The sequence below is a fragment of the Bosea sp. NBC_00550 genome (assembly GCF_026020075.1).
Classification (GTDB): domain Bacteria; phylum Pseudomonadota; class Alphaproteobacteria; order Rhizobiales; family Beijerinckiaceae; genus Allobosea.
Genome location: NZ_CP102772.1, coordinates 1,616,404 through 1,634,995, shown reverse-complemented (window position 1 = coordinate 1,634,995; position 18,592 = coordinate 1,616,404). Strand labels below are relative to the sequence as shown.

Genomic DNA, 18,592 nt, shown 5'->3' with positions numbered 1-18,592 from the left:
CGCTCGTCATGGCCGGGCCTGTTCCGACCATTCCTCATTCCGGGATTCCCGTTTCTCCGCCGAGCTTCGACCGGGAACGGCGGCGTTGACGCCGCCTGGACCTCACTTCCGGCAGTTGAACGGCAGGAAGGTGCCGGACATGCCGCTGTTCATCGCCATCAGCACGAGCCTGTTGGCGAGGTCGAGTTCTTCCTTGCTGCGGGCGCAGACCTCGGCGCGGGCCTGGCAGTTCGAGGCGAGGAAGGCCTCGTGGCTGGCCAGGAAGTCGGGGCTCAGGCCCTGCTTGCCTTGCCGATTCAAGGACTGCTCGTAAGCCTTTTTGTAGCGGTTGCATTTCTCGGTCGGCCAGTCCGAGGCGCTACCCTGTTGGGCTATCGCGACTGCGCTGCCGGAGACGCAGAAGGCCAGAAGAGCCATCCCTCGCAGAAGCCGCCGGGACGCGCCGGTGATCGCAAAACTCCGTACATCCATATCCGCCGCCTCTGCCGCCCCGCCGTATCGATGCAAGGCCGGCGGAGAAGTGCAGCCAATTGCGGCGGATTTCGTTTGTGCGTGGCGGCAGCCCGCTCTATTCCACAAGGATGATTTCCACTTCACTCGTTTTTCTGGGCGCCGGCATCGGCGGCGTGCTGCGCCACGGCGTCAACGTCTTTACACCGCGCTGGCTCGGCATGGGCTTTCCCTATGGCACCATGGCCATCAACATCCTCGGCTCCGGCCTGATGGGGCTGGTCGCCGGCTGGTTCGCCTTCAGGGCCGGGGAGGGCGCGCCGCAGGATCTGCGCCTGTTCCTCGCCACCGGCATCCTGGGCGGCTTCACAACCTTCTCGGCGTTCTCGCTCGATGCCGTGCTGCTCTGGGAGCGCGGCGACGCGATGCTGGCGGCCATCTATGTGATCGGTTCGGTCGTGGTGTCGCTAGCGGCGCTGGCCGGCGGGTTGGCTGTCGTGCGGGGGCTGTCATGAGGGCTGGCGGCAAAGGCACGGGCGGCAAAGGCCCGGGCGGCAAAGGCCCGGGCAGCAAGGGCACCGGAGGCTCCGCGCGCGGGGGCAAGCCGCCATCCGCGGGCGCGCCCCGCGGCAAGCGGCCGAGCCATGATGCGCGGCGGCGGGCGGCGGCACGACCGGCGGCGGGCGAGGAGCGTGCGCAGCGGGCACCAAGCGTGCGGCGCACGGAGGAGCCCCCCAAGCCGACACGGGCGCAGGTCAAGGCCGAAACGGCGCAGGTGCTCTCCACCGGCGTGCAGCAGCTGGTGGTGACGGCGGACGAGAACGAGATGCGGATCGACCGCTTCCTCGAGTCGCGCTTCCCGCAGCTTTCGTTCAGCCATATCCAGCGTATCGTCCGGAAGGGCGAGCTGCGCGTCGACGGCAAGCGCGCCGACAGCAAGGACCGGCTCAGCGAGGGGCAGACCATCCGCATCCCGCCGCTGAAGCTGGAGCAGCAGTCGGAGCGCCCGCGCTCGGCCAAGGGCGACGCCGATACGATCGGCTTCCTGCGCTCGATCACGCTCTATGAAGACGACGACGTTATGGTCCTCAACAAGCCGGCCGGGCTCGCTGTGCAGGGCGGCTCGGGCACGACGCGCCATGTCGATCAGATGCTCGAAGCGCTGACGGCTAAGGACGGGCAGAAGCCGCGCCTCGTCCACCGGCTCGACAAGGACACGGCCGGCTGCCTCGTCATCGCCAAGTCGCGCTTCGCGGCGGCGACGCTCGCCAAGACCTTCCGCTCGCGCTCGGCCCGCAAGGTCTACTGGGCGCTGGTCGTCGGCGTGCCGCGCGTGAAGCAGGGCCGAATCTCGACCTATCTCGCGCGCGAGGAGGCCTATGACGGCGACCAGCGCATGGCCGTCGCCCAGCATGGCGAGGACGGCGCTATGCATGCCGTGACCTACTACGCCGTGGTCGAGACTGCGGCGCAGAAACTCGCCTGGCTGTCGCTGAAGCCGGTGACGGGGCGCACGCACCAGCTGCGCGCGCACACCACCCATATCGGCCACCCGATCGTCGGCGACCCCAAATACTTCAACATCCAGAACTGGGAACTGCCCGGCGGCATCCAGAACAAGCTGCACCTGCTGGCGCGGCGGATCGTGCTGCCGCATCCGCGCGGCAAGGGCACGATCGACGTCAGCGCGCCGCTGCCGCCGCATATGCGCCAGAGCTGGAACCTGCTCGGCTTCGAGGACGAGCATTACGACCCGATCGTGAACGCCCCGGACGAATGATCCGCGGACCGAGCTGACGAAACGTAAGAGAACAGTTGCGGAACAAAACGCTTTCTGTTCTAACTATGTTCTCGTCATCTCAGGGGGCTGACCATGCGTTCGGTGTTGATCGTTTCCGCTTTCCTTCTCGGTTTTGCCGCGACCGCACAGGCGCAGACCGCCGCGCCGGCGAAACCCACCTCGGCCACGGCCGTTGCGGCGACTTCGGACGAGCCAATACCGCGGACCGAGCGCGCGAAGGCGCGGCAGGATTGCGTGTCCGAGAATGTCGCGCTGTCGGGCGACGATCTGCGCGCCGCCATGCGCCTGTGCATGCAGGCGAAGTTTCCGGGCGTGCGGCTTTATGCGCAGGACGGCGTCACGCGCGACGGCAAGCCGACGGCGGTGGCGGCGCGGACCGCCTGCAAGGATGAAGTCGATGCGCGCAAGCTGGAGGGACCGGAGCGGGTTGCGGCCCTGACGGCCTGCTTCAACGCCAAGCGCCCCGATCTCGCTCAGCGCTCCGAATGTCGCAAGGATGCGCGCGCCAAGGGGCTGGACGGCGCCGATCTGCGCAAGGCCGTGGACGCTTGCGCCCGCGAGGTCAAAGGCTGACGGCCGGGCGACGGACTGCCTCGCGGCGATGGGACGATGCCATGACGGGGCTGCAATGGCTTGGGCGGGCTATCTGCGCTAAAGCGCCGTCATGGATCTCATCATCTTCGATCTCGACGGCACGCTGATCAATTCCGAGGCGATCATCCTCGGCGCGCAGTACGAAACCTTCAAGCGTTGCGGCCGGCCGCATCCGGGGCGCGAGGCCGGGCTCGGCATCGTCGGGCTGACGCTGGACATCGCGATGGCGCGGCTGGCCGGGCTCGAAGAGCCCGACGATCTGCTGACCGACACCTACCGGCAGGTCTTCGGCGCGATGCGCCTGCAGGCCCAAACCGATGCCTCGCTCGACGAGCCGCTGTTTCCCGGCGTCGCCGAGACCTTGGCGCAATTAAAGCGGCACAGCGGGCTGAAGCTCGGCATCGCCACCGGCAAGTCGCGCAAGGGCGCGGAGTTCATCGTCGAGCGGCATGGCTGGCAGGATCTTTTCGACACCGTGCAGTCCGCTGACGATGCGCCGTCCAAGCCGCATCCCGGTATGATCCAGCGCGCCATGGCCGAGACGGGGGCTGCGCCGGAGCGCACGGCGATGGTCGGCGACAGCTCCTTCGACATCGAGATGGCAGTTGCGGCCGGCGTGGTGCCCGTCGCCGTGTCCTGGGGCTTCCAGCCGGTCGACAGCCTCGTCGCACTCGGCGCCCGCCATGCGCTGCGGGAGTTCGGCGAATTGCCGGGCGTGCTGGGATTGGCCGAGCCTGTGCCGGCCTAGGGCACGCTGATTTTGCACGGAACCATGGCGTCATCCCGGGCTTGACCCGGGAGCCATGGCGGAGCGCATCCGCTCAAGGTTCGGGCATGGTTTCGGATCCGCGCTTCGCTCGGTCGGGGATGGCTCGCATTTCCGCGAAAACAAGCAGACTCTGCAGCAGGGAACCGAATGCCGTATGCGGCTGATGCCGTAGGGCTTTGATCTAGCGCCGGCTTTCCGAAAACCGCATTCCCCGCTTCTCGGGGCGATGCTCAAGGGCGTCGTAGCGGCATCGTATGCGACTTTCACGATGGCTTTTGGACCTGACGAAACGCGCGTCGATGCGAGGCGAGTTTCGCGCGATGCGCACCCGCTTTCGAGGTGGCACCGAGGCGTGTGTAAGATACTCGCAACCAAGACGACTCAGCTCTGTTTAACCTGAATATCCGTTCAGATTTGCGCGTTAACCACCTGCTGCCGAGGCGAGGTGCATGGTGTTCCCACAGCAGGAACGTACCGGCATAAAACAACGCCGGACAGGGGTTCGAACATGATGGATCATGAGCTTCGTGAATTCGTCGATCGCGTGATGGATCGTCGCGTCATCGACGAAGAAGACGTCAAGATGCTTCAGCGTGACATCTTGATCGACATCGTCACCACACGGGACATTATCGATGTGCTCATCGCACTCGATCGTGCCGTGCCGCAAAGCTGCAAGGCTTACGCCGATTACCTGGTGGCGCTGGTCGTCGATTTCGCCGTCTGGGAGAACCGCCCGACCGGCGTGATCGACCGCGACAAGGCGCATTGGCTGGTGACGACGCTCTCGGCCGGCGAAGGGCCGACCGCGACGGCGCAACGCATCGCCTTCGAGATCGCCCGTGAAGCCGAGCATTGCGACGAAGCGCTGCTCGCCTTCGCCTTCGCCAAGGGGGCGGCGAAGGATGTGGCGCGGGCCGCCAGCGGCGGCGCGCAGCGGGTCCTGCTCGCGAGCTGAGCCGGGCGTCATTCTCGGGCTTGCCCCGAGAATCTCCGGCCGGAAGAGGGAGGCCCTTCCTGCGCGAGATGCCCGGGTCAGGCCCGGGCATGACGGTGCCGGGTAGGCACTCCCTCTGATAGGGCCCGGCGCCCTGGCCTGTGCATCCTTGCACAACGGCTTGGCCTGTAGCCGACTTTCGCATTGGTGGACGGCAGTTGCGGCATCCCATAGACCCCGGCTATTGCAGTTCGTCTGAAGCCGGGAGATGCCGCGGATGTTCTCGAAGATTCTGATCGCGAACCGTGGCGAGATCGCCTGCCGGGTCATCAAGACGGCGCGACGCATGGGCATCAAGACCGTGGCGGTCTATTCGGATGCCGATCGCGATGCGCTGCATGTCGAGATGGCCGATGAAGCCGTCCATATCGGCGAGGCGCCTGCCGCCCAATCCTATCTCCAGATCGACAAGATCGTCGCGGCCTGCAAGCAGACCGGCGCCGAGGCGGTGCATCCGGGTTATGGCTTCCTCTCCGAGCGCGAGGCCTTCGCTAGGGCGCTCAAGGATAACGGCATCGTCTTCATCGGCCCCAATCCCGGCGCCATCGCCGCGATGGGCGACAAGATCGAATCGAAGAAGGCGGCGGCCGCGGCCAATGTCTCCACCGTTCCGGGCTTCCTCGGCATCATCGAGAACCCCGAGCATGCGGTCACGATCGCAGACGAGATCGGCTATCCCGTGATGATCAAGGCCTCGGCCGGCGGTGGCGGCAAGGGCATGCGCATCGCCCATTCCTCGGCCGAGGTGGCTGAGGGCTTCGCCCGCGCCAAGTCCGAAGCCGCATCCTCCTTCGGCGACGACCGCGTCTTCGTCGAGAAGTTCATCGTCGACCCCCGCCATATCGAGATCCAGGTGCTGGGCGACAAGCACGGCAACGTCATCTATCTCGGCGAGCGCGAGTGCTCGATCCAGCGCCGCAACCAGAAGGTCGTCGAGGAGGCGCCGTCGCCGCTGCTCGACGAGGCGACGCGCCGCAAGATGGGAGAGCAGGCGGTCGCGCTGGCCAAGGCCGTGAACTACGACTCCGCCGGCACGGTGGAGTTCGTCGCCGGGCAGGACAAGTCCTTTTATTTTCTCGAGATGAACACGCGGCTGCAGGTCGAGCATCCGGTGACGGAGATGGTCACCGGCATCGATCTCGTCGAGCAGATGATCCGCGTCGCCTATGGCGAGAAGCTCGCGATCTCGCAGGCGGATGTGAAGCTCGATGGCTGGGCGGTCGAATCCCGCGTCTATGCGGAGGATCCGACGCGCAATTTCCTGCCCTCGACAGGACGGCTGGTCACCTATCGGCCGCCGGCGGAGGGGCCGGATGGCGAGGCGACGGTGCGCAACGACACCGGCGTCTTCGAGGGCGGCGAGATCTCGATCTACTACGACCCGATGATCGCCAAGCTGGTGACGCATGCGCCGACGCGCGAGGCGGCGATCAAGGCGCAGGGCCGCGCGCTCGACGCCTTCGCCATCGAGGGCATCCGCCACAACATCCCCTTCGTCTCGGCCCTGATGCAGCACCCGCGCTGGATCGCGGGCAATCTCTCGACCGGCTTCATCGCCGAGGAGTTCCCGGAGGGGTTCTCCCTGCCGGCGCCGAGGGCCGAGACGGCTCTGCGCATGGCGGCGATCGCGATCGCCTGCGACCACCGTATGAACCAGCGCAAGCGCAACGTTTCCGAGCAGATGGAGGGCTGGCGCCGGGTTTCCTTCGACCGGCTGCGCATCGTCCAGCTCGGGGCTGAAAGCTTCGAGGGCGAGGTGACGGAGCAGGGCGGGGCGGTCGTCATCGCCTTCCCGGGCCGCAGCGTCAGCGTCGTCAGCGGCTGGGTGCCCGGCGAGCCGGTCTGGCACGGCACGCTCGACGGGGTGAAGGTCGCGGCGCAGGTGCGCTCGATCCTCAACGGCGTCGCGCTCGGCCATGCCGGCGCCTATGCCAACGCCAATGTCTACACGCAGCGCGAGGCCGAGCTGGCGGCGTTGATGCCGGAGAAGGTCGCGGCCGATACCGGCAAGTTCCTGCTCTGCCCGATGCCGGGGCTGGTCAAGTCGATCGCGGTCACGCTCGGGCAGGAGGTCAAGGTGGGCGAGCCGCTGGCCATGGTCGAGGCGATGAAGATGGAGAACGTCCTGCGCGCCGAGAAGGACGTCACCATCGCCAAGATCCTGGCGAAGGAAGGCGATTCGCTCGCCGTCGATGCCGTCATCATGGAATTCGCGTGAGCGAAGGCAGGATCTGGTCATGCTGAAAATCTGGGGGCGGCTGAGCTCCGTCAATGTCCAGAAGGTCGTATGGGCGGCTGGCGAGGTCGGGCAGGCGTTCGAGCGCATCGATGTCGGCGGGCCGTTCGGCGGGCTCGACACGCCGGAATTCCGCGCGATGAATCCCAATGGGCAGATTCCGGTGATCGAGGACGGCGCGTTCAAGCTGTGGGAGTCGAACACCATCGTGCGCTATCTGGCGGCCCGCCACGGCGCCGCGACGATCGCGGAGGAAGATCCAGCGCGGCGAGCCGAGGCCGAGCGCTGGATGGACTGGATGCTGTCCGAGCTTCAGCCGGCCCTGGCGCCCGTGCTTTGGGGCGTGGTGCGCAAGGTGCCGGGCCATACCGATCCCGACGTGATCGCGAAGGGCGTAGAGCGGGCCGAGGAGTTGATGGCAATCCTCGAGGCGCAACTGGCCGACCGGCCGTTCCTGTCCGGCGAGCGTTTCGGCGTTGCCGACATCACGGTCGGCTGCGGTGCGCATCGCTGGCTCAACATGCCGGTCGAGCGAATCGAGCGGCCGGCGGTACAGCGTTGGTACCAAACGCTGTTTGCCCGTCCGGCAGCGCAGGCCGCGCTGCCGTTGCCGATCACGTGAGGTCTCGCCGCGGCGCTTGATCCGTGCCGTTACGCTGTCATGATGAGTGCATGAACGCTTTCCGCGCGGTCCTGCTCCTGTGCTCTCTCGCTGCCGCCACTTCCGTGGCGGCCCAGGACGCGCCGACCCTGCGCACCGACTTGTCTTCGCTCGCGGGTTGCCTGCGCGACAATGGCGCCTCGCCTTCTGCCTGTATCGGCACGGTGGCCGTCTCCTGTGTCCGTGCGGCCAGCAGCGATCCGCGCGGCGCGGAGGCGGGCTGCGCCCGGCGCGAGGAGGCCGCCTGGCGTGAGCGTCTCACGCTTGCCCTGCAGGCGACTGGACGCTCGCTCGATGCCAGCCAGCGTAGCCGGCTGGCTGCCGTGCAACTGGCCTGGGAAAGCTATGTCGCGCAGAAATGCGCCTTCTACGGTGCTACGCAGAGCGCAACCCTGCAGGCTGGACGCCAGGCCGGCTGCGAGCTTCGCGAGGCCGCCGAGCGCGCCATCGAGCTCGCCAAAGCGCTCCCTCAGACGGCGCGCCGGCCGCAATCGCCACCGCAAATCATCCGTTAGGGCGTGCCGATTCTGCACGGAACCACGCCGTCATCCCGGGCGTGACCCGGGATCCATGCCAGAGCGGGGTCCGAGGGAACGTCCGGCATGGGTCCCGGATCTGCGCTTTGCTCCGTCCGGGATGACACGCCTTTTCCACGAAACCGCAGCGATCGAGGGATGCGCCTGGCGCTTTCGTGAGCGCGGGGCCGATGGCCTGGCTCGGAAAATGCTGGAGCGCCGCTTCAGCCTGCGGCTATACGGGCGAGGGCGGTGATGGCCCGTCAATCCCCGGTCCTGCGAGCCCCTGATGTTCTTCGTCCTGTCCAAGCTAGTCTGGTTCGTGTTCTCGCCGGTCAACTTCGTCATCCTCCTCGCGGGGCTGTCCGCGCTGCTTGCCTTCACGCGCTTTGCCCGTGCCGCGCGCTGGCTCGGCCTGCTGTCGGTGCTTGCGCTCGGGTTGATGGCGTTCAGCCCGCTGCCACGCGCGGTCATCCGGCCGCTGGAGGATCGCTTCCCGCAGCAGGATGCGGCGAAGGGGCCGGTCACGGGTATTGTCGTGCTGGGCGGAGCGGTCGGCGTCGCGCGAGGCGATGTCGTGCTGAACTCAGCGGCATCGCGCATGACCAAGGCGGTGGAGCTCGCGCGGCTGCATCCCGAAGCGAAGCTGGTCTTCACGGGCGGAGCCGCCAATCTGATCTCGGAGGCGACGGAGACCGAGGCCGACGGCGCCAAGCTGCTGTTCGAAGGGCTCGGGCTCGATCCCAAGCGGCTGGTTCTCGAAGACAAGTCACGCAACACGCGCGAGAACGCGACCTTCACCCGCCGCCTCGTCGATCCGAAGCCGGGCGAGCGCTGGCTTCTGGTGACTTCGGCCTGGCATATGCCGCGCTCGATCGGCGTGTTCCGGAAGGCGGGGTTTCCGGTCGAGGCCTTTCCCGTCGACTACTGGTCCAAAGGCGAGCCCGACGATTTCATTCGGCCCTATAGCCGGGCGCACAGGGCGCTCGAGATCGCCGATAACGGCTTCAAGGAATGGGTCGGGCTGCTCGCCTATCGTTTGGCGGGCTATAGTGACGAGCTCTTCCCGGGGCCGTGACGTCAGGCGGCGTCAGCAGGCAGGGACAGCCTGTAGACGCCGCGAAAATCGTCGGGATCGACCGGCCGGCCCTTGCGGGTGATCTGCAGCCGGCCTTCCTTCATCAGCTTCACCGCCGCGCGACGAACCGGCTGCATCAGCGGGCCCCAGTCGTCGGGATGATCGCTGCCGAGCGTGCGGGCGACATCCATCGGCGCCACAGTGCGGCCCGGACCCTGTTGCTCCAGCAGTGCGAGGATCGTGCTCTCGATCGCTTCGGGGTCGATGCTCATGACTGGCCCGGATAGTTGAAGACGCGTGCGGCGTCTGAGGCGAACTGGCGCCGATACATCGCGACCAGCACCGCGCCGGTGAAGGCCAGGAAGGTGACCGGCCCGAGGAACCAGCCGAGATAGGCGAGCGCGAAGAAGAAGGCGCGCTGGCCACGATTGAAGTGGCGGCCGGCGGCGATGTTCATCTCGATCGTCTCATGCACGGCATGGGCCGCCGCGATCTCGTTGCGCCCCGATGCAGGCGGCAGGGCGCCGAGCAGGATGACGCAATAATTGAACAGGCGGTAACTCCAGGCGAATTTGAAGAAGGCATAGCCGAAGACACCGGCGAGGCCGATCACCTTCATTTCCCAGACCGCGCGCTGCGTCACCGGGACGAAGGGCAGGTCGGAGAAGATGGCGACGACGCGGTCGGTCGATTGCAGCAGGGCGAGCGTGCCGCCGATGGCGATCAGCGAGGTCGAAGCAAAGAAGGCGGTGCCGTTCTGCAGGCCGTTCATCACCTGGGTGTCGACGATGCGGTTCTCCCGCTTCATCGATTCGTTGATCCAGCTGGCGCGGCGCAGGTTCATCCGCATGTTGAGCGTCTTGGCCGCATGAGGGCCGAGTTCGACGGCATAGTGATAGCCGATCCAGGAGGCGGCGAAGAACGCCAGGGCGATCACGTCCAGATTACTGAAACCGAGCATGCCGTCGCTGTGCCACTTCACCCGCCGGAGAAGCAAGCAGCTTGTGCCGAGGCCGCGCCAGCGGCAAGCGCCATGGCATTGACGCTGCGGCGGCGAGCCGCCACGGTGCGCGCGGATTCGGGAGGGCGACCGTGCCGCAAACCATCACGAAGGGCTACAAGGCCCTGGTCGCGGAAGCCGAGAGCCGGATCGAGACGCTGTCGGTCGAGGAAGCGCGGGCGCTCCATGGCCGCGACGACGTCGTCTTCGTCGACCTGCGCGATCCGCGCGAGCTGGAGCGGGAAGGGCGCATGCCCGGCGCCTTCCATTGCCCGCGCGGGATGCTCGAATTCTGGATCGACCCGGAAAGCCCCTACCAAGCCGGTTTTCGCCGAGGACAAGCGCTTCGTGTTCTTCTGCGGTGGCGGCTGGCGCTCGCGCTCGCGGCGCAGACGGCGCAGGAGATGGGGCTGAAACCCGTCGCCCATGTCGCCGGCGGCTTCGGCGCCTGGAAGAAGGCCGGCGCGCCGGTCGAGCCCGCTGCCACAGACAAGAAGGGCTGAGGCCGAGCCTTGTCTCATATCGTCATCGTTCTCCTTGTCGCGGCCTTCATCTTCCGCAAGCCTCTGGGCAAGCTGCTGTCCAGGCAATTCCCCAACCGCGCCAAGCGCCAACAGGTTCTGGCCACGATCATCGCCGCTTTCGCGCTGGTGATCGCGGCCCGGCTCGTCGCGCTGTTCTGGTGATCCTGCCGGCTTCGTCCTGAAACCAGCGAAGGCGCCCCGTGCAGCGGTCGCATGGCGGGCAGGGTTGCGCTCTGCCTAACAATCAGGCATCTTCCGCAATCTGGCTCCAACTCAAGAAAGGGAGGGCTGAATGGTAATCGTCACCACCGCTGTCACTCCCATGCGACCACACCGGCACTAGGTCGGTCTCGCACGAGGCCCGCCTGCCGGCGGTCTCCTGAGCCTTTTCCAAACGATTATTGTCCATTGCTGGAGTCGGCGCTGTGTCGTCGCCTCCGCCTGATCCGGAGTCGGCTGCCGTTTCGGCGCCGAATGACGCTCTGTCTCTCGATACTCAAACCGGGCGGCGCGAGCCGTTTCGAGCCGTCCTCGGCTTTACTTTCAGACACTGGGCGCGCCAGCCCAGGCAGGTCGCCTGGGTTGCCGGCGTCACTGCCGTCGCGACCCTGGCCGAGCTGTTCACGCCGGTCTATGCCGGCCGCCTCGTCGATGCGGTCGCGACCGGGGTCGGCGGTGCCGATGCGGCGCTGTGGGCGCTCAGTGGAATGATGGCGCTCGCCGTCGTCACCGTGCTGGGGCGGCACTTCGCCTTCATCGGGCTGACGACCATGACGCTGCGCACGATGAGCGATGTGGCGCAGGAGGCGTTCGCGCGCCTGCAACGCTTCTCGACCGACTGGCACGCCAACAACTTCGCCGGCTCGACGGTGCGCAAGATTACGCGCGGCATGTGGGCGCTCGACCTGCTGACCGACACGATCCTGATCGCGCTGCTGCCCTCGCTCGTCATCCTGCTGGGCATGACGGCGCTGCTCGCCTGGCACTGGCCGGTGATGGGGCTCGTGGTGGCGGTGGGAGCACTGGCCTATATCGGGCTGACGCTTGTGCTTTCGCTGCGCTTCGTCGCGCCGGCGGCGCGGCTGGGCAATGCCTGGGATACCCGCCTCGGCGGCTCGCTGGCGGACGCCATCACCTGCAACCCCGTGGTGAAGGCCTATGGCGCGGAGGCGCGCGAGGATCTGCGCCTCGCGACCGTGATGGCGAAGTGGAGCCTCAGGACGCGGCGCGCCTGGCTGCGTGGCACCTGGTCGGGCACCGGCCAGCTGATGGTGCTGCTGCTGCTGCGCGCCGCGGTGATCGGCCTCGTCATCTGGCTCTGGCTGAAAGGACGGGCGAGCGCGGGCGATGTCGCCTTCGTGCTGACGGCCTATGCGGTGGTGCATGGCTATCTGCGCGATGTCGGCCAGCACGTCCACAACCTGCAGCGCTCGGTCAACGACATGGAGGAGCTCGTCTGGATGCACGATCTTCCCTATGGCGTGCCGGACCGGAAGGGCGCCGTGGAGATGGGCGTGACGGCGGGCGAGATCGCCTTCGAGGACGTGACCTTCCATTACGGCGGCCATGTCGACCCGCTCTACCGCGACTTCTCGCTGACCATCCGTGGCGGCGAGAAGGTCGGCCTCGTCGGCCGCTCCGGCTCCGGCAAGACGACCTTCGTCAAGCTGGTGCAGCGGCTCTACGACGTCACCTCGGGCCGGATCGCGATCGACGGGCAGGATATCGCCGATGTCACGCAGGAGAGCCTGCGCCGGCAGATCGCGATCGTGCAGCAGGAGCCGGTGCTGTTCCACCGCTCGCTGGCCGAGAACATCGCCTATGGCCGGCCGGGTGCCAGCCAGGCGCAGATCGAGCAGGCGGCGAAGTTCGCCAACGCGCATGAGTTCATCATGCGCCTGCCCAAGGGCTACGGCACGCTCGTCGGCGAGCGCGGCATCAAGCTCTCTGGCGGCGAGCGCCAGCGCGTCGCGCTGGCCCGCGGCTTCCTGGCCGATGCGCCGATCCTGATCCTGGACGAGGCGACCTCCAGCCTCGATTCGGAATCGGAGGCGCTGATCCAGCAGGCGATCGAGCGCCTGATGGAGGGGCGCACCACGGTCGTGATCGCGCATCGTCTCTCCACGGTGCGGGCCATGGACCGCATCCTGGTCTTCGATCGCGGCAGCGTGGTCGAGGAAGGCCCGCACGACGCCCTGCTGACCCGCGAGGGCGGCGCCTATCGCGCGCTGTTCGAGAAGCAGGTCAGCGAAATGGCAAAGGGGTTGGCGGCGTAGTCACCTTCTTCCCTCTGGGGGAGAAGGTGTCCGCGGAGCAGACGGATGAGGGAAGGGCCGCTTAGGCGGCCCTTTTCTTGTTTGGAACGAGGTTCTGCCCTCATCCGTCACGGCTCCGCCGTGCCACCTTCTCCCCCGATGGGAGAAGGAAAGGCTCACTTCGGTGCCAGCGACCGAGGTCGCACGCCCTTCACGGGCCGGGCGGAAGCGGCTCGCTCGCATCCTGATTCAATGGCTTCAGATCCAGCGTCGGCTTGGTCAATCCGACAGCAATCACCGGGCTCGACCGGTCAGGGTTCAAGGTGTTGCGCTTCGAGCCGGCCTTGCATTTTCGCAAACACCTTGTCTTTCCGCCAGGGCGCCCGCGACCGCAGCTTGTCCGCGACTTCTTAGGCGTGCTGGCCGAGGTGAGGAACGGATTTGTACTCCAACTCGACAACGCATGAGAATCGCCAAGAAAGGACGTTGCGCCATCGTCCCGCAGCGGACGTCGCTTTGCGTCGCAAGCCGCAGTCTGAGCACGGCCTAACGGAGCTTGGCGATCCCGATACCATCGAGTTTCGCGCGATCTTTGATGGATTCTTCGCTGCGGGTCATCGCTTTCGAAATCGCCTTCAGTGCCATGCCCTTCTTGGCGAGCAACTTTAGCTTCTCGAGTTCCTCATGTGTCCAGGGTTGGCGATGCCGTTCAAATCGCTCGGTCACAATCTACTCCTGCTCTGCCGGGACATGTCCGGCAATCGCGCCATCTATAGCAGTCCCCGCGCCGAATTTGGCCACACGTATGGATGCGTGCCGAGTCCATCCGCTGCTCGCGCCATAAGCGGAAGTTGACGCTTTGCCCGACAGCGGACACTCTTCAACCTAGGCGAAGGGACGCCCTGGATCGAGCGGCGTGCCGTAGAGCGGGCGTTCAGGCTCCGTTGCGGGCGTCACCGGATCTCTGCGAGCCGGGTGTCCTGCGATAGCACCAGGCACCAGTGCGGCTCGAAATTGGCGCCCATCGGCCAGATCCAGCTTTCGAAGATCGTCAGCATCGGCGCCTGGTAGCGCTCGAACCATTGGCGCTGGCACAGCACGAACTTGGTCGCGGCCACGACGCTTTCGCGATCGATGAGGCATAGCGGCACGATGTCGGGATGGGCGTCGAGAAAATGCTGCACGGCGACCATGAGTGTCGGGTAGCCAGGGTGCAGCATGTCGTCGAGCACGATCAGTCCGCCCTCGACCAGGCAGGCGGTGGCGAGCGCGAGATCCTTCGCCAGGGCAGCGCGCGAGTGTTCGCCATCGATATGGATGAGCCGCAGGCGCTCGCCCCGCGCGTGCGCGATGAGATCCGCCGGCGTCATCGTGCCGCTGTCGGCTTTCACGCTGACGCGGCGCTCGGGTCCGATACCATGGCGGGCCGCGTTCGCCTCAAATCGCTCTTGCACGCCGGCATCCGGCCACTCGAAAAGATCGACCGCCAGTGCGACCTCGCCTGGTTCCAGCGCATGAGCGAGCGCGATCAGGAAGCGGCCCTCGAAGGCGCCGATCTCTGCGATCGGTCCGCTCACGCCCTGTTCGGTCTGAAGCCGCAGCAGCCGGGCACATATCGCAGCGGCGAAGCGCGAGGACATGCCGGGAACTCGGTCGTATCCGTCCTCGAGATAAGCCGAGACGGCGGGATGGGCCGGACTAGGATCGGCGGTCATCGAAATCCTCATCCGCATACCATTCGGCGCCACAACCAGACATTGAGCCTATACGCGGAAGCGGACATTCGTGGCTCTATAGCGACGGCGGGCCGTTTCACACCTTGCTCGGCCGATGACTCAGCCGACTGCTGGCTACGCCGGGTTTGCATCGCGACGCGTTCAGTCAGTCCAGCGGATCCGGTTCAGGAACAAGCTCTCGTTCGGTGTCGGCGTGAACTGCACAGGCTTGGCTGCGCCATATCCGGCGACTGTTTGGTAGAGCGGGACGACTGGAAGCGAGGCAGCGATGATCTCGTGAACTTTGCGATAGTCGGCCAGCCGCGCGGCCGGGTCGAGGGCAGAGCGAGCGCGATCGAGAAGACCGTCGACCTCCTTATTCTCGACGATCGTCCAACCGCTGCCGGCGTGGAAGAGCTCGTACAGCGCACCGTCCGCATCCTGACAGGCGCAGGACGAACGGCTGATGGCCAGCACGGGCGCTTCGACGGGGCCGCGCTGGGTGCGCTGCAGGAAGCTGGGCGTATCGATCAGCTCGATCGACACGTCGAGCCCGGCATCGCGCAGTTGCTGTTGGATCGCCTGAACGACGCGCTGGTCGAAGAATGGCGCGGTCGTGAGCGGAATCGGAATTTTTCCGGCCGCACCCGCCTCGGCAACCAGGGCCTTCGCGCGGGCGGGATCGTAGGCCAGCCCCCCGATGCCATCTGCCCAGCCGAAATGTGCGGGCGTGAGCATCTGTGCGATCGGCTTCTCCTGTCCGCCCAGAATGCCGTCGATGATCCCCTGCTTGTCGACGGCTCGCGCAATCGCCTCACGGATCTTGGGATCGTCGAAAGGCGGGCGATTAGGATTCAGACGTAGATAGGCGAGGCGCTCCGTCAGAGTGGTCAAAGGCTTGGCGCGCTGTGAGCCCTTGAGCTGGGCGAGCTGGTCACTGTCGAGTCCGACCACAAGATCGGAGGCACCGGCCTGCAGGTTGGCGAGACGCGTGGCACTATCCGGAACCGCACGGAAAAGCGCGACCGGAAACGGCCCTTTCGTTCCCCAATAAGCATCATTGCGGCTCAGGGTCACGGCGACCCCGCGCTGCCAAGCTTCGAACTTATACGGCCCGCTCCCGACTGGCTTCAGGTTGAAGGCATCCTTGCCCATCGCCCCGACGACCTTCTTGGGCACGATGGAGAGCTTGACGAGCTGAGCAAGCAGCGCGGGATAGGGCCCGTCTGTGACGAGCTTGATTTCTGTCGGGGAAAGCGGCGCCGCCTGCACGATCTTGTTGAATTGACCACGCTGAGGGCTGGCGAAGCTCTTGTCGGTGACTCGCTCGATGCTGAAGGCTACATCCTCGGCCGTGAGCCTCGAGCCGTCATGGAACGTCACGTCCGGCCGGAGCGTGAAGATGACCTCGGTGTCGGACACGTTGCGCCACGCCGTGGCGATCTGCGGAGCAATCTCGCCTTTGTCGTCGCGCGTGACGAGATTGTCGAAGATGTTGCGGTAAACGTAATAGCTGTCGGGATTCCATTGGAGCTGGGGGTCGAGCGTTGAGGGCTCGGCCGCGAGATCGACGACGAAACGGTCTGCGCCGGCAATGGCGGGCGTCGCCAGGGCGAGAGTGGCGGCGACGAACCAGGCGAACGACTTGTGCATCACGTTTCTCTCATTCCGCGGCCGGGAAAGGCGCCATTAGTCTTGGCGCCAGCCGCTCAGCAGAGCCAGCGTCGCGCTCGCAGATCCCTGCCGCCAAAGCATCCAGTTAAACATGGCCGCATGTTAGGCCATACCTGACATCTCTCAATTCTCTTTTGAAATCTCAGAAGAGAGAATTCGTCTTCCAGGCCAAGCCCTGTGATCGGTCGTTCGATGAGCGGTCCACCTTGAATATTCAACGGTGCCAGGCGCTCCCCGATGCTGCCGACCAGCAGGTTGCTGGTGTTATAGACAATCGGGACAATCGCAGGCGGAATAGCGCTCGGCACAGCGATCAAGGTGAAACCCCTAACTCGCTCGCGGCGTATCCGACTGGAGCGAGAATGGGCCACTTCCGGCGGCGTGAGTGACTTGGTAATGAGGCGTGGTCTGCCTTTCGGAAGACGACGCAGCCGGCGATCAACGACCCCCGTGTTCGGGGAAGTGAGACTTGAGGCCGCGTCGCGCCACTTCCGGACATTCCGTGGATGCCCCGTAAGCGGACTCGGCTTTTTATCATGCCAACCGGATGGCCCGATCTCCCGCCGCTTCCCAAACCTGATCAGGATCTTCGCTGCCAGCGGCGCCTTATCCTGCGGAAGGAAGCGGCTGTAGTGGTTCTGCATCATTTCCTGCGGAAGGGGGGATCGCCCTCAGAGTACAAGAGGCTGCGGGCGGACCCTTCTGCCGAGGCTGAACTGACACATTTCAGTTGTGAACGGCCTCACTCGCTAGCGTCTTCCACTGATCAGCACCGATCAGCACCGATCAGGTCGGACGCAGGGGGATACGATCCTGAAGGGTCGGCATAACGGACCTCGACGCGCCCTTCGCTCCCTCGATCGGAATTATGTCAGGATGTTTTTGCGGCAACCGACCTCGAAGCCCTCGTGAACAGGACCAATTGGCGCTATTCTTGGCTTGCGCAACCGCCATCTGACTACTGCGCACCTGTGATACGAGGGCTCCTGACATGCTGGCTGGTGTCGAGAGAAAATCGAATCCGGGCCAGCGTTCGGCACCGGCTCCGTGCACCCGAGCTAGGCACCTCCCGGCAAATGGGGCAGCGGGTGGACCACGAGCGCTGGACGAATTCGGATATGGGCCGGTCGGACGAACCGCGGGAAATGCTCGACGCACCGATGAATGAGATCGTTCACACTCCGGTAACCCGGAGGGCTTGAAGGAGGCTGGAGTGGGTCTTGTTCTCGACAAGGTGCGTCGCGACGTCGGAGCGCTGACGCACATTCACGAGACGACGCTGCGGCTTCCACCGGGAACGATGACCGTGTTGCTCGGCGCGACGCTGGCGGGAAAGACCTCGCTGATGCGGCTGATGGCCGGCCTCGACAGGCCGACATCGGGGCGCATCCTGGTCGATGAGGGCGGCCGAGAGAGGGATGTAACCGGCCTAGCCGTACGCGAGCGCTCGGTCGCGATGGTCTACCAGCAATTCATCAACTACCCCAACCTCAACGTCTTCGAGAACATCGCCTCGCCCCTCAGGGTCAAAGGGCTGCCCAAGGCGGAAATCGAGAGCAAGGTGCGAGCAATGGCTCGCCTGATGCAACTCGACCCCTTCCTTGAGCGGATGCCGCTCAACCTCTCCGGCGGGCAGCAGCAGCGTACCGCCATGGCTCGCGCGCTGATCAAGGGCGCCGATCTCGTCCTGCTCGACGAGCCATTGGCCAACCTTGATTACAAGTTGCGCGAGGAACTGCGCGAGGAACTTCCCAAGATCGTTCGCATGTCGAATGCGACGGTCGTCTACGCCACGACCGAACCGCAGGAAGCGCTGCTGCTGGGCGACCACACCGCCACGCTCTGGCAGGGCCGGGTGACCCAACATGGGCCGAGCGCGGCGGTCTATCGCCGGCCGCAGGATCTGATCACGGCACGCATTTTCTCCGATCCGCCGCTCAACATTTTGCCTGTTACCAAAAATGGCGCGGAAATCGTCCTCCCCGACGGTGTGAGCGCTCCCGCGACTGGAGCGCTCACCGGGCTAGCCGACGGGGATTATCAGGTCGGATTCCGGGCGCATCATCTTCATTTACGAGTTCCCGCCGGGCCTAGCCTGCGCTTCGACGGCAGGGTGATCGTGGCTGAGATCGCCGGTTCCGAAAGTTTCGTCCATGTCGAATGCGCGGGTGTGCGCTGGGTGGCGCTTGCGCCGGGCGTGCACGATTTGGAGCCCGGCGCCACCATCTCGGTGCATGTCGACCCGACGACTGTCTTTGTCTTTGATTCCAACGGGCGGCTCGCTCACGCGCCAGCCTTCCTCTCGGCTGCTTGAGGAGACGCT

General features: G+C 65.7%; 19 protein-coding genes. 13 read left to right on the top strand and 6 right to left on the bottom strand.

What is annotated here, in order from left to right; translation table 11 throughout:
* Nucleotides 1-102 precede the first annotated feature (102 nt).
* Nucleotides 103-417 carry a hypothetical protein gene (locus NWE53_RS07720; protein ID WP_265053762.1) on the bottom strand — a complete coding sequence of 105 codons (315 nt, stop codon included), beginning with the start codon at nucleotides 415-417 and terminating at the stop codon, nucleotides 103-105.
* Between the two features lie 164 nt (nucleotides 418-581).
* On the opposite strand from NWE53_RS07720, the gene crcB reads away from it, so the two are divergent.
* The 9 genes from crcB (at nucleotide 582) to NWE53_RS07675 (ending at nucleotide 9,101) form a co-directional block, all read left to right on the top strand.
* A complete protein-coding gene (gene crcB / locus NWE53_RS07715) occupies nucleotides 582-965 on the top strand; it encodes a fluoride efflux transporter CrcB (RefSeq protein WP_265053761.1) in 384 nt (127 codons plus the stop codon).
* Nucleotides 962-2,230 (top strand): RluA family pseudouridine synthase, encoded by a 1,269-nt coding sequence (locus NWE53_RS07710; RefSeq protein WP_265053760.1) that lies wholly within the window; start codon nucleotides 962-964, stop codon nucleotides 2,228-2,230. The genes crcB and NWE53_RS07710 overlap by 4 nt, the downstream gene beginning before the upstream one ends.
* Before the next feature lie 93 nt (nucleotides 2,231-2,323).
* Nucleotides 2,324-2,824: a hypothetical protein gene (locus tag NWE53_RS07705; RefSeq protein WP_265053759.1), complete on the top strand. Its 501-nt coding sequence runs from the start codon at nucleotides 2,324-2,326 to the stop codon at nucleotides 2,822-2,824.
* Between the two features lie 91 nt (nucleotides 2,825-2,915).
* Complete coding sequence (locus tag NWE53_RS07700; protein ID WP_265053758.1) at nucleotides 2,916-3,593, top strand: HAD-IA family hydrolase; 678 nt, start codon at nucleotides 2,916-2,918, stop codon at nucleotides 3,591-3,593.
* Between the two features lie 529 nt (nucleotides 3,594-4,122).
* Nucleotides 4,123-4,572, top strand: a complete 450-nt coding sequence (locus NWE53_RS07695; RefSeq protein WP_265053757.1) for a hypothetical protein — start codon at nucleotides 4,123-4,125, stop codon at nucleotides 4,570-4,572.
* Nucleotides 4,573-4,828: 256 nt separating this feature from the next.
* Nucleotides 4,829-6,829, top strand: coding sequence for an acetyl-CoA carboxylase biotin carboxylase subunit (locus NWE53_RS07690; RefSeq protein WP_265053756.1), 2,001 nt, complete (start codon nucleotides 4,829-4,831; stop codon nucleotides 6,827-6,829).
* 19 nt (nucleotides 6,830-6,848) lie between these two features.
* Entirely contained in the window at nucleotides 6,849-7,469 is a 621-nt protein-coding gene (locus NWE53_RS07685; RefSeq protein WP_265053755.1) for a glutathione S-transferase family protein, read from the top strand.
* Nucleotides 7,470-7,519: 50 nt separating this feature from the next.
* Nucleotides 7,520-8,023 (top strand): lysozyme inhibitor LprI family protein, encoded by a 504-nt coding sequence (locus NWE53_RS07680; RefSeq protein ID WP_265053754.1) that lies wholly within the window; start codon nucleotides 7,520-7,522, stop codon nucleotides 8,021-8,023.
* Between the two features lie 289 nt (nucleotides 8,024-8,312).
* Nucleotides 8,313-9,101, top strand: coding sequence for a YdcF family protein (locus tag NWE53_RS07675; RefSeq protein ID WP_265053753.1), 789 nt, complete (start codon nucleotides 8,313-8,315; stop codon nucleotides 9,099-9,101).
* A gap of 2 nt (nucleotides 9,102-9,103) precedes the next feature.
* On the opposite strand, the gene NWE53_RS07670 is transcribed toward NWE53_RS07675, so the two are convergent.
* A complete protein-coding gene (locus NWE53_RS07670; RefSeq protein ID WP_265053752.1) occupies nucleotides 9,104-9,373 on the bottom strand; it encodes a DUF3253 domain-containing protein in 270 nt (89 codons plus the stop codon).
* Nucleotides 9,370-10,062, bottom strand: coding sequence for a DUF599 domain-containing protein (locus tag NWE53_RS07665; protein ID WP_265053751.1), 693 nt, complete (start codon nucleotides 10,060-10,062; stop codon nucleotides 9,370-9,372). The genes NWE53_RS07670 and NWE53_RS07665 overlap by 4 nt, the downstream gene beginning before the upstream one ends.
* Before the next feature lie 131 nt (nucleotides 10,063-10,193).
* Here NWE53_RS07665 and NWE53_RS07660 point away from each other — a divergent pair, with 131 nt between their 5' ends.
* The 3 genes from NWE53_RS07660 (at nucleotide 10,194) to NWE53_RS07650 (ending at nucleotide 12,901) form a co-directional block, all read left to right on the top strand.
* Complete coding sequence (locus tag NWE53_RS07660; RefSeq protein WP_265053750.1) at nucleotides 10,194-10,604, top strand: rhodanese-like domain-containing protein; 411 nt, start codon at nucleotides 10,194-10,196, stop codon at nucleotides 10,602-10,604.
* Nucleotides 10,605-10,613: 9 nt separating this feature from the next.
* Nucleotides 10,614-10,787, top strand: coding sequence for a hypothetical protein (locus NWE53_RS07655; protein WP_265053749.1), 174 nt, complete (start codon nucleotides 10,614-10,616; stop codon nucleotides 10,785-10,787).
* 320 nt (nucleotides 10,788-11,107) lie between these two features.
* Nucleotides 11,108-12,901: an ABC transporter ATP-binding protein gene (locus NWE53_RS07650; protein WP_265054840.1), complete on the top strand. Its 1,794-nt coding sequence runs from the start codon at nucleotides 11,108-11,110 to the stop codon at nucleotides 12,899-12,901.
* 525 nt (nucleotides 12,902-13,426) lie between these two features.
* Here NWE53_RS07650 and NWE53_RS07645 read toward each other — a convergent pair.
* The 3 genes from NWE53_RS07645 to NWE53_RS07635 all read right to left on the bottom strand — a co-directional run bounded on the left by NWE53_RS07645 (nucleotide 13,427) and on the right by NWE53_RS07635 (nucleotide 16,248).
* Complete coding sequence (locus tag NWE53_RS07645; protein WP_038362276.1) at nucleotides 13,427-13,606, bottom strand: Myb-like DNA-binding domain-containing protein; 180 nt, start codon at nucleotides 13,604-13,606, stop codon at nucleotides 13,427-13,429.
* A 227-nt stretch (nucleotides 13,607-13,833) separates the two neighbouring features.
* Nucleotides 13,834-14,595: a class I SAM-dependent methyltransferase gene (locus tag NWE53_RS07640; protein WP_265053748.1), complete on the bottom strand. Its 762-nt coding sequence runs from the start codon at nucleotides 14,593-14,595 to the stop codon at nucleotides 13,834-13,836.
* A gap of 162 nt (nucleotides 14,596-14,757) precedes the next feature.
* Nucleotides 14,758-16,248 carry an ABC transporter substrate-binding protein gene (locus tag NWE53_RS07635; RefSeq protein WP_265053747.1) on the bottom strand — a complete coding sequence of 497 codons (1,491 nt, stop codon included), beginning with the start codon at nucleotides 16,246-16,248 and terminating at the stop codon, nucleotides 14,758-14,760.
* 1,234 nt (nucleotides 16,249-17,482) lie between these two features.
* Here NWE53_RS07635 and NWE53_RS07630 point away from each other — a divergent pair.
* Nucleotides 17,483-18,583 carry an ABC transporter ATP-binding protein gene (locus tag NWE53_RS07630; RefSeq protein WP_265053746.1) on the top strand — a complete coding sequence of 367 codons (1,101 nt, stop codon included), beginning with the start codon at nucleotides 17,483-17,485 and terminating at the stop codon, nucleotides 18,581-18,583.
* Nucleotides 18,584-18,592: the final 9 nt, after the last annotated feature.

Coding starts and splice junctions, on each gene's coding strand:
- NWE53_RS07720 (WP_265053762.1), bottom strand. CDS start 417: ATGGCTCTTCTGGCCTTCTGCGTCTCCGGCAGCGCAGTCGCGATAGCC.
- crcB (WP_265053761.1), top strand. CDS start 582: ATGATTTCCACTTCACTCGTTTTTCTGGGCGCCGGCATCGGCGGCGTG.
- NWE53_RS07710 (WP_265053760.1), top strand. CDS start 962: ATGAGGGCTGGCGGCAAAGGCACGGGCGGCAAAGGCCCGGGCGGCAAA.
- NWE53_RS07705 (WP_265053759.1), top strand. CDS start 2,324: ATGCGTTCGGTGTTGATCGTTTCCGCTTTCCTTCTCGGTTTTGCCGCG.
- NWE53_RS07700 (WP_265053758.1), top strand. CDS start 2,916: ATGGATCTCATCATCTTCGATCTCGACGGCACGCTGATCAATTCCGAG.
- NWE53_RS07695 (WP_265053757.1), top strand. CDS start 4,123: ATGATGGATCATGAGCTTCGTGAATTCGTCGATCGCGTGATGGATCGT.
- NWE53_RS07690 (WP_265053756.1), top strand. CDS start 4,829: ATGTTCTCGAAGATTCTGATCGCGAACCGTGGCGAGATCGCCTGCCGG.
- NWE53_RS07685 (WP_265053755.1), top strand. CDS start 6,849: ATGCTGAAAATCTGGGGGCGGCTGAGCTCCGTCAATGTCCAGAAGGTC.
- NWE53_RS07680 (WP_265053754.1), top strand. CDS start 7,520: ATGAACGCTTTCCGCGCGGTCCTGCTCCTGTGCTCTCTCGCTGCCGCC.
- NWE53_RS07675 (WP_265053753.1), top strand. CDS start 8,313: ATGTTCTTCGTCCTGTCCAAGCTAGTCTGGTTCGTGTTCTCGCCGGTC.
- NWE53_RS07670 (WP_265053752.1), bottom strand. CDS start 9,373: ATGAGCATCGACCCCGAAGCGATCGAGAGCACGATCCTCGCACTGCTG.
- NWE53_RS07665 (WP_265053751.1), bottom strand. CDS start 10,062: ATGCTCGGTTTCAGTAATCTGGACGTGATCGCCCTGGCGTTCTTCGCC.
- NWE53_RS07640 (WP_265053748.1), bottom strand. CDS start 14,595: ATGACCGCCGATCCTAGTCCGGCCCATCCCGCCGTCTCGGCTTATCTC.
- NWE53_RS07635 (WP_265053747.1), bottom strand. CDS start 16,248: ATGCACAAGTCGTTCGCCTGGTTCGTCGCCGCCACTCTCGCCCTGGCG.